The organism is Streptomyces sp. NPDC002055, assembly GCF_040296705.1.
In the GTDB taxonomy this organism is placed as follows: Bacteria; Actinomycetota; Actinomycetes; order Streptomycetales; family Streptomycetaceae; genus Streptomyces.
The window spans coordinates 14,901-30,935 of sequence record NZ_JBEOXS010000049.1 but is presented as its reverse complement, the minus strand read 5'-3'; the positions used below and the strand labels follow the sequence as shown (position 1 = coordinate 30,935).

The following is a 16,035-nucleotide window of genomic DNA, read 5'->3' as shown; positions in this document are numbered from 1 at the left end:
ACTGCGCACAGCGATCACGCTGCTCCCGCGGCACCGCCCACGGCTGCGTCGCCGTCGTCGCCCGCGGAGCCGGCCTCCTCGGGGACCAGTCCGCGGAAGTTGCCGGTGTCCCCGAGCCGCAGCACGAACGGGCGCAGCGGGGTGTAGCGGATCGCGGTGACCGAGCAGGGCTCGACGGAGATGCGCTGGAAGTGGTCCAAGTGCAGGCCCAGGGCGTCGGCCACGAGGGACTTGATGATGTCGCCGTGCGAGCACATCGCGTACACCGCGTCGGCGCCGTGGGCCGCCTCGATCCGGGCGTTCCAGTCCCGGACGGCGTCGACCGCGCGGGCCTGCATGGCCCGGACGGACTCGCCCTCCGGCCCCGGGAACTCGGCGGCGGAGGGGTGCCGCTGGACGGTGGTCCACAGCGGCTCGTCCGCCAGCTCCGCGAGCTTGCGGCCGGTCCAGTCGCCGTAGTGGCACTCGCCGATCCGGTCGTCGGTGTGCAGCGGCAGGCCGGGCCGGGCGGCGAGCAGCGGGGCCAGCGTCTCGCGGCAGCGCTGGAGCGGGCTGGTGACGGCGGCGGCGAGCGGCAGCCCGGCCAGCCGCCCGGGCAGCGCGGCGGCCTGCGCGGCACCGAGCTCGTCGAGGGCGACACCGGGGGTCCACCCCGCGAGCACCTTGGCGGTGTTGGCGGTCGAGCGGCCGTGCCGGACAAGGATCAGCGTGGGCATGTACGCCACCCTACGGGTCCGAGCAAGCCGCGGCCCGGCTTCCCCGGGTGCGTACGGTGGCCACCGGTGAATGCCCGCAGCAGCAGAGGGGAGAATGGCCGACGTGATCGTGGACTGTGCCATCTACCGCGACGGGCGCCGCACCGAGGGCCCCGCCGACTTCTCCGACGCGCTCGACGAGGCCCGCGCCACCGGGAACGCCTTCCTGTGGATCGGGCTGCACGAGCCGACGGAGAAGGAGTTCGACCTCGTGACCAGCGAGTTCGGGCTGCACCCGCTGGCCGTGGAGGACGCCCTCTCCGCCCACCAGCGGCCGAAGCTGGAGGTCTACGACGACTCCCTCTTCCTGGTCCTCAAGCCGGTGCTGTACGACGACTCGGTCGACACGGTCACCACGGGCGAGCTGATGGTCTTCGTCGGCGACTCGTTCGTGGTGACGGTCCGGCACGGGGAGGGCGCCCCGCTCGCCGAGGTGCGGCGGCGTCTGGAGGAGACTCCGGAGCTACTCAAGCACGGCCCGACGGCGGTGATGTACGCGGTGAGCGACGCCGTGGTGGACCACTATCTGGATGTGGCGACGGAGCTCCAGGTGGACCTGGAGGAGCTGGAGTCGGAGGTGTTCGCCCCGGTCGGCCGGGACACCCGGCCCACCGCGGCGCGGATCTACTCGTTCAAGCGGCAGGTCGTCGAGTTCCGCCGGGCCACCGGGCCGCTCGCCGAGCCCATGAGCCGGCTGGCGGGGGCGGGCGTGCCGTTCGTGCACGAGCACTCCCAGCCGTTCTTCCGCGATGTGAGCGACCACCTGACCCGGGCGAACGAGTACGTCGAGGGGTTCGACCGGCTGCTCTCCGACATCCTGGGCGCGCATCTGGCGCAGATGGGCGTCCGGCAGAACAACGACATGCGGAAGATCTCGGCGTGGGCGGCGATGGCCGCGGTGCCGACGATGATCGCCGGGGTGTACGGCATGAACTTCAAGTACATGCCGGAGCTGGAGTCGGTCTGGGGCTACCCGGCGGTGCTGGCCGTGATGGCGGGCGCGGTGATGTGGCTGTACCGCACGTTCAAGCGGCGGGGCTGGCTGTGACCGCCGGCCGGTGACCGCGCCCGGACCGGAAGCGCGGCGGACCCGGGCGGCGCGGCGGGGCGTTCTCCACCGCGGGCCGTTTCTCCGGTGGGGCCGAACAGCCTGCGGGGGCCGGTCAGGCGAATTCGGGGGCGGCCGAAGCCGGTCCGCTGAGGGCGTCCCGGCGCTCGGGCATCCGGAGGCTGACCATCCGGTGCCAGCCGCCCAGCCGCTCGTAGAGGTAGACGGCGTGGATGCCGGCCGCGAGCGCCGCGGACCTGGCCCGGGACCAGCCCAGGATCCGTCCCATGTGGTCCATCACGGCGAGGCTGACGTCGCGGTACACCTTGATCTCGGCGAGCGCGCTCTCCCGGAGGATCCGCTGGATCGTCCGGCCGTGCCCCGCGGCCGCGAGGCGCAGCAGCTCCTCGTGGCAGTAGGCGAGGTGGTTGTCCTCGTCCTGGGAGATCATCCGGACCGCCTTGCCGATGTCCGGGTGGTCGGCGAAGTGCTTGCGCAGCAGCTGCATCTGCTCGGAGGCGCGCTGTTCGGTGACCCTGCTGTGGGCGAGGTAGGCGACGATGTCCCGCTCGGAGAGCGGCTGGTCGGCGCGGAGCTTCTCGTGGGCGAGCCCGATCCCCCGCACCTCCAGGAGCATGGTGTAGTCGGTGTCGCCGGGGACGTCGACCGGGTCCAGGCCCCGCTTGCGGAGCAGGGCGTTGAAGATCCGGCCGTGCTTGTCCTCGTCGGCGCCGTGCCGGACGATCTTGGGGCTCAGTCCGCGCTGGGACTCCGGGACGAGGGCGGCGATCCGGGCGTTCTCCCAGCCTCCCTGCGCCTCGCCGCTGGCCGCGATGGAGCAGAACAACCGGAACGACGCGTCGTTGTCGAAGATCTCCTGGAACAGACCTCTGGCCGAGAGCACCACTGCCACCTCCGTACGCGCGTCCGCCCAGAAAGAGTCAAATGCGGTCGAAGGGGGTCGGCAACAGGGGCACGGGGAAACACCGCCGAACGGAGGAGCCGGCCGGCGGCGTCCGTCCCACTCCCGGGTCCGTCCGTCCGGGCCCCCGGGCTCCGACGTCGGAATTCCGGGGGCATTGGGGGCCGTGACGGGCGTAACCCGCGGGAGGCGGACGCGTTGTGCTGGGGGACGGCCGTGGCGGGGTCGACCCCCGAGCCCCCACCACGGCCGCGGAACCTCTCGGCCGATCCCGTCGGTGCCCCTGGGTAGGGTTATTTCCGAGCCTGTGCCTGGAGGGGGTTGTGAGACGGGTGGGCAAGTTCAGCAGGGCAGCACGGAGCCGTCCGACGCCCCGTCGGCTGGGGCCGGCGGGATCCGACTGGTCTCCCCACGAGCGTCTGGACGACGCCGCGCGCGCCTATTTCCTGCACGCGGAGGTCGCGCTGGAGGCCATCACCGGGGTGCTCGGGCGGCACCGGGTGCGGGGATTCACCCTGGAGCGGGTGGTGGACCTGACCGAGGCGGGCGCGTCGGTGTGGCAGGAGGCCGCGGTCTGCGACGGACGGCGGCTCGTGCTGTGGCACAGCGAGGAGCTGGCGGACGGCACCGACCCGGGCGGCACCGTGCTGGACTCGTCCGTGCAGGTGCTGCCGCTCGCCTCGATCCGCCATGTGGGGATGCGCACGCTGGTGGGACGGGACGCGGCGGGCCGCCGGATCGACCGGGGCGTGCATCTCGTCCTGGCGACGGGCATGCCGCACGAGCTGAACCAGCTGCCGGGGAGCGACCCGGAGGCACCGGTGACGGCCGCCCGGATCCGTCCGGAGGCGTTCCGGTTCAGCAAGTCCCTGGACGACGGCGGGCCGGGGCAGATCGCCCGGCTGATCGCCTTCGGGCGGCTGCTGGGGCGGCTGGTTCCGGGCTGACGTCCCGTCCCCCGCCGCCCCGTGCCGTGCACCGGTGCCGGCTGTCCGGCGGTGCGGCGCGTGGGGTCAGGCGAGACCCGCGCGCTCCAGGGCCTCGACGCCGGCGCGCAGCGAGGTGAGGCGCTCGTCGAGGGTGAAGCCCGCCGGGGCGAGGGAGAGCGTGGTGACCCCCGCGGCGGCGTACGCCTGCATGCGCTCGGCGATGCGGTCCACCGAGCCGAGCAGCGTGGTGGAGTCGATCAGCTGGTGCGGAACGGCCGCCGCCGCGCCCTGCTTGTCGCCGGAGAGGTACTTCTCCTGGATCTCGGCGGCTTCCTTCTCGTAACCCATGCGCCCGGCGAGCTTGTTGTAGAAGTTCTGCTTGGCGCTGCCCATGCCGCCGACGTACAGCGCGGTGTACGGGCGGAACTGGTCGGCGAGGGCCTGGACGTCGTCCCCGAGGGCCAGCGGGACGGTGGGCACCACGTCGAAGCCGTCCATGGTCTTCCCGGCCTTCTCCCGGCCGGCCCGCAGCGAGCCGAGCGTGGTCTCCTCGGCGTGCTCGGGGGCGAAGAAGATGACCAGCGCGCCGTCGGCGATCTCGCCGGTCTGCTCCAGGTTCTTCGGGCCGATGGCGGCGATGTAGAGCGGGATCTCGTCGCGGACCGGGTGCACCGTCAGCTTGATGGGCTTGCCGGGGCCGCCGGGCAGCGGCAGGGTCCAGTGCTCGCCCTCGTGGGTCAGCCGCTCGCGGGACATCGCCTTGCGGACGATCTCGACGTACTCGCGGGTGCGCGCGAGGGGCTTGTCGAACTTGACGCCGTACCAGCCCTCGGACACCTGGGGGCCGGACACGCCCAGGCCGAGGCGGAAGCGGCCACCGGACAGGGAGTCGAGCGTGGCGGCCGTCATCGCCGTCATGGCGGGGGTCCGGGCCGGGATCTGGAAGATGGCCGAGCCGACGTCGATGCGCTCGGTCTGGGCCGCGACCCAGGAGAGCACGGTGGGGGCGTCGGAGCCGTATGCCTCCGCCGCCCAGCAGACGGAATAGCCCAGCTTGTCGGCCTCACGGGCGACCGCGAGGTTGTCCGCGTCCATTCCGGCACCCCAGTAACCGAGGTTGATCCCGAGCCGCATGCCGCTCTCCTTACCCATCAGTAACGTCGCTGTTCGGGGGACTCTAGCGTGCGGTGGCCGGATCCGTCAGGGCCGGGTTGTCCACAGGCCGCCGCATGCGGCCGCGCGCGGACAGTAATCTCGACGCCCATGGAGCTAAGGCACCTCGGCAGGACGGGCCTCCGGGTCTCGCGGCTCGGGCTCGGCACCCTCACCTGGGCGCGGGACACCGACGAGCACGACGCGGCCGACCAGCTCAAGGCCTTCTGGGAGGCGGGCGGCACCCTGGTCGACACGGCGGACGTCTACGCGGACGGCGGTGCGGAGTACCTCCTGGGCCGGCTCATGGAGGATCTGGTGCCGCGGTCCGATCTGGTCGTCGCGACCAAGGCGGGCAGCGTGCCGGACCGCGACCGCCGGTTCGACGGCTCGCGCGGCCATCTGCTCGCGGCGCTCGACGCCTCGCTGGAGCGGCTCGGCACGGACCATGTCGACCTGTGGCAGGTGCACGCCTTCGACGCGGGGACGCCGCTGGAGGAGACGCTGCAGGCCCTCGACATCGCGGTGAGCAGCGGCCGGGCACGCTATGTGGGGGTCTCCAACTTCTGCGGCTGGCAGCTCGCCAAGGCCGCCACCTGGCAGCTCGGCGCGCCGGGGACGCGCACCCGGCTGGCGAGTACCCAGATGGAGTACTCGCTGCTGCAGCGCGGTGTGGAGCGGGAGGTGCTGCCGGCCGCTCTGGACCTCGGGGTGGGGCTGCTGCCGTCGTCCCCGCTCGGCCGGGGCGTGCTGACCGGCAAGTACCGGAACAACGCGACACCGAGCGACTCCCGGGGAGCGTCACCGCAGCTGTCGGCCTTCGTGGCCCCGTATCTGGACGAGACCGCGGGCCGGATCGTGGACGCCGTCTCCACGGCCGCGGACGGGCTGGCCGCCACACCGCTTCAGGTGGCTCTCGCCTGGGTACGCGACAGGCCCGGAGTGGCGGCGCCGATCGTCGGCGCCCGCACCGCACAGCAGCTCACGGCGGTGCTGTCAGTGGAGGAGCTTAGTCTTCCGGACGAGATCTGCCGGGCGCTGGACGACGTCTCCGCTCCCGTGCATCACTACCCCGACCAGGACTGGAGCACCCTGTGACCACGGACCGCCCCGCCGGCGAGACCGCTGCCGCGCGGACACCCGACGACGCACCGGACCCCGGCGGCCCGGCCACTTCGGGAGCGCCGGACGGGACCGCGCGGGCGCCCCGTCCGGACAGCGGTGCGCCGGAGGAGGGTCCGGGCGGGGCACCGGACGGCGATTCCGCGGCCGGCGGTTCCGCAGTGGGCGATTCCGCGGCCGGGGAGTCCTCTGCCGGCGACTTCCCGGCAGACGGCTCTCCGGTCGGCGACTCCCCGGCCGACGGCTCTCCGGTCGGCGACTCCCCGGCCGCGGACTCTCCGGCCGGCGGCGCGTCCGGGGAGCCCGCCGCGGGAGGCGAACGGGCCGCGGCCGACGGGCCGTCGAAGCCAGCGGGCACCGCGGCCTCCCCGCCGTCGGGCACCGCCGGGGACCGGCACTCCTCCGGCCCGGGCGCTCCCCCGGCCGACGGGGGCGGCACCGGACGTACCCCGGCCGCCGAGGCGCTCGCCGCGGCGGTGCGGGCGGTGGAGAGCGGCGAGCGGTCCGCCGCCTCGTTCTTCACCGAGCAGAACCGCCCGGCTCCGCCGCGCCCCGCTCGGAGCGAGCCCCACGCGGCACCCTCCCCCGCCCCTGCCCCTGCCCCTGCCCCTGCCCCGACTGCGGCTCCGGCTCCGGCTCCGCAGAGCGGACGGGCCGCTGCTCCGCCCCGTCCGGTGCGCACCGGACCGCCTCCCGCCGAGCGCATGGCCCGAGCGGCGACCCTGCGGGAGGTACTGGTGGCCGGCGGAGCGCCCGAGGAGCTCTCCGAGGCGGTGTTCGGCGCGCTCGGCGAGCGGGCCGCCGAGACCCTGCGGGCCGACCCCTGGCAACTGCTCGCCGTACCGGGTGTGCGCCCGGAGCAGGCCGACGCCTTCGCCCGGGCCCTCATCGGCGGGGAGTGCGGGCCGGACGACGAGCGCCGGGCCCAGGCCCTCATCGGCTGGCTGTTGGAGCGCGCCGCGCTCGAGGGCCACACGGCACTGGAGCCCTCGGCGGTGAGCTCCGCGCTCGCCCGGCGTTCCGTTCCGGACCCGGAGGAAGCCCTGCACACCGCAATCGCGGACGGCGGTGTGCTGGTCTTCCAGGACGCCCTCGACTCCCCCGGCGCCCAGCGGTCGGGCTCCGCCGGCCCGCGCGCGGCGGCCGGGGGCGACGGCGGGGACGCCGAGGGCGAGGGCGAGGAGCGGCCGGTGCGGGTCCTGCTCGGCCTCGACCGGTACGCGCTCGCCGAGGAGAGCCTGGCCGACGGCCTCGCCCGGCTGGTCAACACCTTCGCCCCGCGCGGCGGCCCGGCTTCCGCCGACGATCCGGCCGCGGCACCGGAGGCACCCGCACCCGACGCCGACACGCCTCCCGGCGGATCGCCGGAGGCCGAACCCTCCGCGGGCCACGCGGACTCCGCAGGCGCCTGGCAGGCCGCCGCGGACGCCGCCGCGTCCCCGTCCGCCGCCGAGCTCATCCGGGCCGCGGCCGACAGCGGCCTGGTGGTCCACACCGGCGGTGAGGCCGCCCGTGCCGAGCCCGCGGCCGTGGTGACCGCGGCCCGCGCGCTCGGTCTGCGGGCCTTCGCCGCGGCGCACAGCGAGGACGGCCGCCGCCGGCTGGCCGGACTCCTCGGCACCGGTGCCACTGCCCCGGAGCGGAGTGGGACGGGGCAGGAGGCCCACCGGCCGGAGCACGCCCACGAGGGCGCGGAGGCGGCCGTCACGGTGGCGGGCCTCCTGTCGGGTGCCGAGGGGCCCGGCCGGGACGGGGACGGCGCCTTCGCCCTCGATGTGCTCGTGGTGCTGGACGCCCCCCAGTTGGACGTGGAGTCGGCCGCGATGCTGGTGGAGTCGCTGCCCGACGGCGCCAGACTGGTGCTGAGCGGCGACCCGGTTGTGCTGTGGTCGGCCGGCCCCGGACGGGTCTTCGCCGATCTCCTCGCCGCCCGCACCTGCCCCCAGGTGGCCTCCCGTACGCCCGACCCGGGGCCCATCGGCGAGCTCGTGTCGGGCATCGGCGTGGGCGAGCTGGGCGAGGTGGCGGCGCCCGGCAAGGAGGTCGTGATCGTCCCGGTGCGGGATGCCGGTGAGGCGGTGCACCGCACCGTCCAGCTGGTCGCGGACTCGGTGCCCCGGGCGATCGGTATCCCCTCCGACCACGTCCAGGTCATCACCCCCGGGCACGGCGGCGCGGCCGGTACGCGTGCGCTCAACGCGGCCCTGAAGGAGCGGCTCAACCCGGGACCCGGCCGCTTCGGCGGCTTCGACCCCGGGGACCGGGTCGCCCACGTCCCGGCGCCGGGCCGGACCCTGCCGGGAACGGTGGTGTCGGCGGACGCCGAGGGGCTGCATCTGGACTGCGCGGGCGAGCCCGTCGTGGTGCCGCGGGAGCTGGTCGGCGACACCGTCCGCCACGGCTGGGCCCTCACCGCCCACCAGGCGGCCGGGACGCGCTGGCCCGCAGCGGTCGTGGTGCTGCCCGGCGACGCCACCGCGGCACTGACCCGGTCCTGGGTCTACACCGCCTTCAGCCGGGCGGAGCAGCAGCTGTCGGTGGTGCACGGCGTGGAACAGGCGCTGCCGCGCGCGGTGTCGGAGGTGCCGGTGAAGGAGCGCACGACCCGGCTGCGGGCCCTACTGAACGCCCAGGAACCGCCCGCCGGGTAGGAGGCGCCGGTGTCCGGCCGCCTGCGGGGGCGGGAGGGCGGGCACCCGCCCCCGAACCACGGGCCCGGCCCGCCCTGCGCGGGCGGGCCCCCTCAGTGGTCACGGACGCGGCACAGCCGCCGCCGAGAGCGCACTATCGGCGGCGGCGAGCGGACATCGGCTCCACTGCGTCGGTGCGGGCCGCGCGGAGCCGAACGGGCGGGGTCCCGGTTCAGCGCTCCGAGTCGAGCGTCTCCCGGCTCTCCTCGTCGTCCAGCTCCTCGTCGAACACCGCGCTGACGTCGAACCGGCACACCACCCGCTCCGGGTCCGCCTCGTCGAACGGGCTGTTCAGCCACTCCCCCGGTTCGGCCGCCTCGTCCGCGGCGGCGACCCAGAGGGTGGAGTCACCCTCCTCCAGCCCGAACTCCTTGTGGCGGGAGGCGATCTCGTCCGGTTCGAACTCGCCGAAGAGCACGCCCAGGGCCGCGTGCACGCTGCTGCCGGCGTGCCCCGCGGCGCCGTTCTGCCCGTCGGCCGCCGGATCGGCGTCCGGGTCGAGATCGGCGACCCGCTGTGCCTGGGAGAGCAGCCGGTGCGGTTCGTCGACCGTGTAGTCCCGGCGGATCAGCACACTGATGGCGCTGGGCTCGTCGGGCCCGGTGTAGACGGGCAGCGAGCCGTCCCCGGGGATCTCGAACGGGGTGACCTCGTCGTACGCGTCGTACAGCAGCTCGTCGTAGTCCTCAGCCGCCGCTGCCAGCGCGTTGAACGCGGCGTAGACGGCCGGATCGTCCTCCCCGGACCGCCGCTCGACCGCGTCGAGGTGGCGGTCCAGCGCGGCTTTGACCGCCTCGGCGGCGGCGCGTACCTCGGCAGCGGTGGGCTGAGCAGCATCAGACATAGTGCAGACGCTATCCGTACCAGGGCACTGCCCGCACAATAGATGCGATGCCGGAATATGAATTTCGCGATGTGTATGTGCCGCGGGGTGTCTCCCGTAAAGCCACCACACGTCTCCTCACCGAACACGCCGAGTACGGACACTGGGAGTTGGACCGCCTGCGGCTGAATCCCGACGGCAGCCGCAGGGTGCGGCTGCGCCGCCGGATCATTCGCCAGCTCCACGCAACCTGGTGACACCGGGCGCCGGGCCCCGCCGACCGGGCCCGGCGCCGGCGAGTGCTGCCGTCGGCCGCCCCATGGATCCTGCCTGCCCCGCGCACCTCATCGGCCCCACGCCTCACCGGCCCCGCCGCCCGCTCTCGCCCCACTCGCCCGGAGCACGCCGCCGCCCCGTAGGCCACACGACGGCCCTTTCCGTGGAAGGGGAACCCCGGAGGCGCTGCTCGGACCGCGCCCCGGTGTGAAGGCGCGCCAGGTTCCCCACCGGAGTCTTAGCGCGTCGGAGAGGGGATGCCCCCGCCCGAGGAAGACCGGCCCGCGCTCGGGCGGACCGCGTCCACCCATTCGCGAGCCGACGGTCCGTCCCGGTCGGGCGGCGTGACGCCGGCGCCGCGGCGACGCCGGGAACAACGCGAGGAGCGGGCCCCACAACCGCGGAACCCGCTCCCTGACGCACGGTCTGCACCGTGCGGCGTCTGCTTACCTCTGCGCCGCCTTGGCGCGCCGGTAGAGCACCGCTCCACCGAGCAGCATCGCGGCACTCGCCGGCAGCATGATGCCCAGGGTCTCGGCGGCACCGGTCTGGGCGAGCTGAGCCTGCCCCTCGTGCTGCGCGGCGGGCTTGTTGCGGTGGCCCGACGTGCCCTGGACCTCGTTCGGCTCCTCCGACTCCCCGTCGTTACCGGGAGTGTCCGGGGTGTCCGGGGTGTCGGGGGTGTCCGGCGTGTCCGGGGTATCGGGCGTATCCGGGGTGTCGGGGGTGTTCTGGTTCCCGCCGGACTGGTTGACGCAGCCGTTGCCGAGGGCCGGGTTCAGCGCGCCGCCCACCGAAGCGGTGTTGCCGCAGGCGTTCACCGGCAGGTTGATCGGCGCCTGGATGTTGTTGCCCGAGCCGATGCCGGGCGAGTTGGCGGCACCGCCGCGGGCCTCGGAACCGGAGCCCGAGCCGTTCGTGCCGCTCGCGCTGCTGCCCGAGCCGTTGCCGCACTTGTTGCCCGTAGCCGAGTTGAGCAGCCCGATCGCGGTGACGGTGTTGCCGCAGATGTTGACCGGAGCATGCACCGGCGCCTGAATCGAGTTGCCGGACAAGACGCCCGGAGAGTTACGCGCCACGGCCTCCGCGTTGGCGTCCGCGTGGGCGTAGCCACCGGTCACGGCGAGGACACCGCTCGCAGCCGCAACCGTGATCAGGCTCTTTCTCGCGACCTGTCGCATGAGTTCGCTCCCCTACTGCCTTTACCTGTTGCCTTCGGAAGGCTTGCGGGCGAATTCCCGCTCGCCAGGCCCCTGCGCCCCGGAGTGCATGGCGTGCGCTCCGGACCCACGGGGGTCACACCCTCATGGGTTGCGAACAACCTCAGTGTCGGATGCAGGTGTTGCCGAAGACGGGTCCAGACCGCCAGTGGCAGCCGCAACAGCGGCAACCTTCTGGATCATTCGTCCTCCTGTTGGCAATGCGGCCTCAGCGAGACCGCACAGCCTGTAACGAGAAGGGGGGAACCGAGCTACGGGACCGTCCGTGCGTTCACTCTTTCTGACCAAGGGCACCCGAATACGGAGCCTGTGGAGGCACCGCCCCGCACGCCCCGGGGAGCGTGCGGGCGGGCCGGTGGCCGGGCCGGCCCCGCGGCGGGAGTCAGCTCCGGTCCGGGACCGGAGTCAGCTCTGCTCCAGGAAGCGGTCGAGCACCCGGACGCCGAACTTCAGCCCGTCCACCGGGACTCGCTCGTCGATGCCGTGGAACATGCCCGCGAAGTCCAGCTCGGGCGGCAGCTTCAGCGGCGCGAACCCGAAGCAGCGGATGCCGAGGTCGTCGAAGGACTTGGCGTCGGTCCCGCCGGACAGCATGTACGGCACGGCGCGGGCGATCGGGTCCTCGGCCTTGAGCGCCGACTGCATGGCGTCGACCAGCGCTCCGTCGAAGGTCGTCTCCAGCGCCCGGTCGGCGTGCACGTCCTCGCGCCGCACCCGCGGGCCGAGGATCCGGTCCAGGTCCGCGAGGAACTCGTCCTCATGGCCCGGCAGGAAGCGGCCGTCGACGTGGGCGGTCGCCTGGCCCGGGATCACATTGACCTTGTAGCCGGCGCCGAGCATGGTCGGCGCGGCGGTGTTGTTCAGCGTGGCGCCGATGAGCTTGGCGATCCCGCCGAGCTTGGCCAGGGTGGCCTCCATGTCCTCCGGGTCCAGCGGGGTGCCGAGCGCGTCGGACAGTTCGTCGAGGAAGGACCGCACGGTCTTGGTGACGCGGACCGGGAACTTGTGACGGCCCAGCCGTCCGACGGCCTCGCACAGCTCCGTGATGGCGTTGTCCCGGTTGACCATCGAACCGTGGCCGGCGGTGCCGTCCACGGTGAGGCGCATCCAGTGCATGCCCTTCTGCGCGGTCTCCACCAGGTAGAGGCGGAGGTTCTCGTTGACCGTGAAGGAGAAGCCGCCGACCTCGCCGATCGCCTCGCTCACCCCCTCGAAGAGCTCCGGGTGCCGGTCGACCAGGTGCCGGGCGCCGTAGATGCCGCCGGCCTCCTCGTCGGCCAGGAAGGCGAGCACGACGTCGCGCGGGGGCTTGCGGCCACTGCGCATCCGCTCCCGCACCACGGCGAGGGTCATGGCGTCCATGTCCTTCATGTCGACCGCGCCGCGGCCCCAGACACAGCCGTCGGCGATCTCGCCGGAGAAGGGGTGGTGGGTCCAGTCGTCGGCGTTGGCCGGGACGACGTCGGTGTGGCCGTGGATCAGCAGAGCGGGCCGGGACGGATCCTCCCCCTCGATCCGCACGACCGTCGAGGCCCGGCCCGGGTGCGACTCGAAGATCTTGGGCTCGAGCCCCACCTCGGCGAGCTTCTCGGCGACGTACTCGGCGGCGGCGCGCTCACCGGGACCCGAGTGGTCGCCGTAGTTGCTCGTGTCGATCCGGATCAGATCCCGGCAGAGGTCGACGACCTCGTCCTCGCCGGTGACGGTGCTGCTCGCCGCGGCCGAATTCGACTCGCTCACGCTGCCTCCTCGTGTTCGCGCCGCGGACGCGCCCCCGGCGGAGCGCCGCACACGGCTTCGGTCCAGGCCATCCTCCCGCGCCGGGCGCCCCAGCCCAAGGCCACCGGGCCGCCGTCATCCGCCCGTCACAGTCCGCCGCCCGGGGTGCGGAGGCGATCGGGCGGGTGATCGAGCAGCTCCGGATGTTTGCTATGGTTTTCCACGTCGGAACGGCCGCGGGCCTCCGGCAGACACCTTGTCCGGGTGGCGGAATGGCAGACGCGCTAGCTTGAGGTGCTAGTGCCCTTTATCGGGCGTGGGGGTTCAAGTCCCCCCTCGGACACCAGCTGAGACCCCACTTCGTGTGGGGTTTTCTGCTTTTCCGGGCTGTGGCGCGCAGCGGCGTGACCAAGAGCCCAACGAATCCCCAGGTCGGACCAGGGATGACAGGCCAGTCGGCCCGCACCGGAGGCGGTGAGCTTCCGCGCCCCGCCTTCGCGCCGATCCGTGGGCAGGGCGGCCGGGGCCCGGCAGGCTCCGGGGCGCAGGCCGAACACGGCCACCGAACGGGGCGGGGTTTCCTTGACTGCCCCCCTTGTGGAAATCCCCCTACGCTCGCCGGCCATGGATCAGCAGGGTGCCGATCCGGCGCTTCCCATCGGCGGGGGCCGGGAGCACGGTGGCAGCCACGTCCGCGAAGCCGTATTCCTTGAGCAGCATGGCCCAGGTTTCCGGTTCGTAGTCCCACCGCCTCACCACGGCAGGGTCCTCCTCAGGACCTCGGGGGATGTAGGACGCCTGGCATCCGTAGCAACCCTCCACGGCCGGATGCTGGGACATGGCGAACACCCCGCCGGGGGCGAGTGCGCCATGTGCGGCGGGCAGCATGAGCCCGGGATCGGTGAAGTAGGCGGCGCCGAACACGGAGTAGATCGCGTCGAAGGGAGTCTGCGCGGTCTCCATGAAGGCAAGCGCCTCGCCCTGGTGCAACTCCAGGCCGTCCACCTCCGGCCAGCGCTCACAGGCCTTGGAGAGCTGTGCGCGCGACAGGTCCACGCCTACGGCCTTCATGCCGAGGGTGGCCAGGTGGGCAAGGTTCCCTCCCGCCCCGCACCCGAGGTCCAGCACGGTCCCACCTGGCCGCAACGCGAGTACCTCTACCCCGGGGCCGTGGTCCGGGTGCTGGGTCCAGTTGAACCATGTGGTCTCGCCCTTGGCGTTCGTAGTCCGCCGCTGGGGCTTGGTCTTCGAGTAGGCGTCCCAAGCAGCACTACGGGTGTCTGACACTTTCCGTCCCTTTACTGAAGGCGTGCAGCCGCCCGGCGGGTGACCGGGCGGCTGATGGTTCACGGGGTACTTGCTTGCCCTAGCTGACCGGGCTGTCGGTGCACCCAGCGTGGCACTGCGAGCAGTCCGCCGCGCCCTCGTTGGGCCAGAACTCGGGGTCGATGGTGAACCCGGCCGCGCGGATCGTGGCCTTCGTCACGTCCATGGCGGCCCGACCCGCCTCGGGGTCCGAACCGGTCTCGGTGTCGTCCGGGACGTGGTGGATGTACTCGGCACCGAGCGCCATGGAGAACGCGACGTAGGGCACGCTCCGCTGAAGGAACGCGTGCCAGAAGAGGTCCACCCGAAGCGACGGGGTGAGCGGCTCGTCAGAGCGCGTCGAGGCGACCAGGAAGGCCACCATCTGGTTCACGCCGCGCTCGCCCATCTCGTCGGACAGCTCTGGCCAGGTCTTGCGTACGTCCTGGATGAGGCTGCCCCGAAGGTCGCGGCTGATGAGGTCCGAGACCTCGGTCGACTGCTGTGTGATCGTCACGTCTGTGCCTTCCTCGTCATAGGACGACCTGGGGTCGGTCCCTGCGGATGGTGCGTGATCGTGGGTGGCATGGTGGGCACTCACACGGGCCATCTGGCCGACGCTGCCGGAGTCAGCGGCTTCTCGCTTCGGTCAGTCGGATACACGGGCTTGTCCGCCGTACCGGGATACCCACTGGGTCATGGTCATGAGGCGTGGTGCCGGTGGTTGCGGAGCTTCACGTTCGCGTCAGACGCAGCGGACTTGTCTCCGCGCGCCCATGCCGCCTCCCGTTCCTGCGCAACCGCCGCGCAGATCCCGCAGCCTTCGACGGGCGTCGGCTGCAAGGGCGGGAGTGAGAGGGTGATCGGTCCTCCGGGGCTGCCTCCGGGAAGCCCCTGGTTCCTGAACTCCTTGGCCATTCGCTCACCCTCCCGATGCGGCTGCGTCCACGACGCCTCGATGTTGCTCCCGCACGTCAGGGCAGAGCGACGACGGAGCGGGTGTCGGGTGGGCGTCCCTCGAACGGGCGTCAATGACGCCTTGAGGGCGTCAAACCGGTGTCATTGAGCGGCACTTCGGCCTAGTTTTGACGCCATGACGACGACCGTCGCAGTGCCGAATGATGTGTTGCGGGCCGTACGTATCGGCCTGCGTATGAGCCAAGACGACTTCGCCAAGGCCATCCGTCGGGCAGGCCTAGAACTCGGAGAGCCCAACGAGGCATCGAAGCGTCTGGTGCAGCGCTGGGAGTCAGGGACGAGTAAGACGCCCCCGGGGCGTGTACGCAAGGGCGTTAGAGCGGGTCACGGGCCGTCCAGTGGAAGCCCTGGGTTTCACCCTGCCAGTACCGATGGCGAGGGTCCACGCAGACGGCAAAGGAGGGCATGACATGGACGCAGGAGCAGACGGAGTCACCTCCGCTGCTGCAACCCCTCAGACAATCCAGGCGACCGCCGAGACCTACTCGGGGGTATGGCTCAGCCGCTACGAGTTCTTCTCGTCGAGTCGGGATGAGACCTACGAGGGCAAGCACTACGTAGTGATCGTCCAGCATGGAAACCGGCTGACGGCTCAGAGCCTGCCGGATGCGTCCTCGAACCCGGACAGCCCTCTCACCCTGGACCTGACCGTGGATCGCAACGTGGTCACTGGCTCGTGGGTGGAGCAGACCGCTTCGGACGGTTACTACAACGGCGCTCGCTACCACGGTGCGGTCCAATTGCTTGTGGAGCCGACCGGCCGACGCATGGCGGGAAAGTGGGTCGGGTTCGGCAAGGACTTCGATGTGAACACGGGGCCGTGGGAGCTGCGGCTGGTGGACCGGTCCACATCGAAGGCTGCGCTGGAGCAGTACAGTCGACCGCCGGAGTAGAAAGCCGCTGCTAGTACTCCAGTGCGGTTTCGTGATCTATCCAGCAGGTTCATCGGCGGATCGTCGTCGGTAGTGGCTGTGTCGGGCTATTGCCTGGTGGCGTCTGCGCCAGATTGACCAGTTGCAGCAGCCTGGCAGCAGTCAGGGCCGGCTGGCCGAAGACTGCGGTAAGCAGGTGGCGGATCTCCGGGACGGTCAAGGAG

Annotated in this window: 13 protein-coding genes, 1 tRNA gene and 1 pseudogene; 7 read left to right on the top strand and 8 right to left on the bottom strand. The window is 72.4% G+C overall.

Annotated elements, in window-relative coordinates; translation table 11 throughout:
• Window positions 1–14: 14 nt before the first annotated feature.
• Window positions 15–716, bottom strand: a complete 702-nt coding sequence (locus ABT112_RS25940; protein ID WP_351513473.1) for a histidine phosphatase family protein — start codon at window positions 714–716, stop codon at window positions 15–17.
• 94 nt (window positions 717–810) lie between these two features.
• On the opposite strand from ABT112_RS25940, the gene corA reads away from it, so the two are divergent.
• Window positions 811–1,803 (top strand): magnesium/cobalt transporter CorA, encoded by a 993-nt coding sequence (corA, locus tag ABT112_RS25935; protein WP_351513507.1) that lies wholly within the window; start codon window positions 811–813, stop codon window positions 1,801–1,803.
• A 115-nt stretch (window positions 1,804–1,918) separates the two neighbouring features.
• On the opposite strand, the gene ABT112_RS25930 is transcribed toward corA, so the two are convergent.
• The gene (locus tag ABT112_RS25930; RefSeq protein ID WP_351513471.1) at window positions 1,919–2,707 is read right to left on the bottom strand and encodes a ferritin-like domain-containing protein; all 789 of its coding nucleotides are present in this window, start codon (window positions 2,705–2,707) and stop codon (window positions 1,919–1,921) included.
• A gap of 341 nt (window positions 2,708–3,048) precedes the next feature.
• Here ABT112_RS25930 and ABT112_RS25925 point away from each other — a divergent pair, with 341 nt between their 5' ends.
• Window positions 3,049–3,672 (top strand): hypothetical protein, encoded by a 624-nt coding sequence (locus tag ABT112_RS25925; protein ID WP_351513469.1) that lies wholly within the window; start codon window positions 3,049–3,051, stop codon window positions 3,670–3,672.
• Between the two features lie 66 nt (window positions 3,673–3,738).
• Here ABT112_RS25925 and ABT112_RS25920 read toward each other — a convergent pair whose 3' ends face one another.
• Window positions 3,739–4,788: an LLM class F420-dependent oxidoreductase gene (locus ABT112_RS25920; protein ID WP_351513467.1), complete on the bottom strand. Its 1,050-nt coding sequence runs from the start codon at window positions 4,786–4,788 to the stop codon at window positions 3,739–3,741.
• Window positions 4,789–4,917: 129 nt separating this feature from the next.
• On the opposite strand from ABT112_RS25920, the gene ABT112_RS25915 reads away from it, so the two are divergent.
• Window positions 4,918–5,904 (top strand): aldo/keto reductase, encoded by a 987-nt coding sequence (locus ABT112_RS25915; protein WP_351513465.1) that lies wholly within the window; start codon window positions 4,918–4,920, stop codon window positions 5,902–5,904.
• Complete coding sequence (locus ABT112_RS25910) at window positions 5,901–8,579, top strand: helix-hairpin-helix domain-containing protein (protein WP_351513463.1); 2,679 nt, start codon at window positions 5,901–5,903, stop codon at window positions 8,577–8,579. Before ABT112_RS25915 ends, ABT112_RS25910 begins: the two co-directional genes overlap by 4 nt.
• A gap of 211 nt (window positions 8,580–8,790) precedes the next feature.
• On the opposite strand, the gene ABT112_RS25905 is transcribed toward ABT112_RS25910, so the two are convergent.
• A complete protein-coding gene (locus ABT112_RS25905) occupies window positions 8,791–9,462 on the bottom strand; it encodes a hypothetical protein (protein ID WP_351513461.1) in 672 nt (223 codons plus the stop codon).
• Window positions 9,463–9,509: 47 nt separating this feature from the next.
• Between ABT112_RS25905 and ABT112_RS25900 the strand changes: the two genes are divergently transcribed.
• The gene (locus ABT112_RS25900) at window positions 9,510–9,698 is read left to right on the top strand and encodes a DUF5703 family protein (protein ID WP_351513459.1); all 189 of its coding nucleotides are present in this window, start codon (window positions 9,510–9,512) and stop codon (window positions 9,696–9,698) included.
• Window positions 9,699–10,163: 465 nt separating this feature from the next.
• Here ABT112_RS25900 and ABT112_RS25895 read toward each other — a convergent pair whose 3' ends face one another.
• Entirely contained in the window at window positions 10,164–10,898 is a 735-nt protein-coding gene (locus ABT112_RS25895) for a chaplin (protein WP_351513457.1), read from the bottom strand.
• Between the two features lie 444 nt (window positions 10,899–11,342).
• A complete protein-coding gene (locus ABT112_RS25890; protein ID WP_351513455.1) occupies window positions 11,343–12,677 on the bottom strand; it encodes a M20/M25/M40 family metallo-hydrolase in 1,335 nt (444 codons plus the stop codon).
• Between the two features lie 237 nt (window positions 12,678–12,914).
• Here ABT112_RS25890 and ABT112_RS25885 point away from each other — a divergent pair.
• A tRNA-Leu gene (locus tag ABT112_RS25885) sits at window positions 12,915–13,002 on the top strand.
• A 263-nt stretch (window positions 13,003–13,265) separates the two neighbouring features.
• On the opposite strand, the gene ABT112_RS25880 is transcribed toward ABT112_RS25885, so the two are convergent.
• On the bottom strand, window positions 13,266–13,943 hold the full coding sequence (locus ABT112_RS25880) for a class I SAM-dependent methyltransferase (RefSeq protein WP_351513453.1): 678 nt from the start codon (window positions 13,941–13,943) through the stop codon (window positions 13,266–13,268).
• A gap of 79 nt (window positions 13,944–14,022) precedes the next feature.
• A complete protein-coding gene (locus ABT112_RS25875; protein WP_351513451.1) occupies window positions 14,023–14,478 on the bottom strand; it encodes a glycine-rich domain-containing protein in 456 nt (151 codons plus the stop codon).
• 576 nt (window positions 14,479–15,054) lie between these two features.
• Here ABT112_RS25875 and ABT112_RS25870 point away from each other — a divergent pair.
• Window positions 15,055–15,832: pseudogene (locus tag ABT112_RS25870) on the top strand (helix-turn-helix domain-containing protein).
• Window positions 15,833–16,035 lie beyond the last annotated feature (203 nt).

Excerpts from the sequence above, each read along its gene's own strand:
- corA (WP_351513507.1), top strand. The coding sequence starts at position 811 with ATGGCCGACGTGATCGTGGACTGTGCCATCTACCGCGACGGGCGCCGC.
- ABT112_RS25915 (WP_351513465.1), top strand. The coding sequence starts at position 4,918 with ATGGAGCTAAGGCACCTCGGCAGGACGGGCCTCCGGGTCTCGCGGCTC.
- ABT112_RS25900 (WP_351513459.1), top strand. The coding sequence starts at position 9,510 with ATGCCGGAATATGAATTTCGCGATGTGTATGTGCCGCGGGGTGTCTCC.
- ABT112_RS25940 (WP_351513473.1), bottom strand. The coding sequence starts at position 716 with ATGCCCACGCTGATCCTTGTCCGGCACGGCCGCTCGACCGCCAACACC.
- ABT112_RS25895 (WP_351513457.1), bottom strand. The coding sequence starts at position 10,898 with ATGCGACAGGTCGCGAGAAAGAGCCTGATCACGGTTGCGGCTGCGAGC.
- ABT112_RS25905 (WP_351513461.1), bottom strand. The coding sequence starts at position 9,462 with ATGTCTGATGCTGCTCAGCCCACCGCTGCCGAGGTACGCGCCGCCGCC.
- ABT112_RS25920 (WP_351513467.1), bottom strand. The coding sequence starts at position 4,788 with ATGCGGCTCGGGATCAACCTCGGTTACTGGGGTGCCGGAATGGACGCG.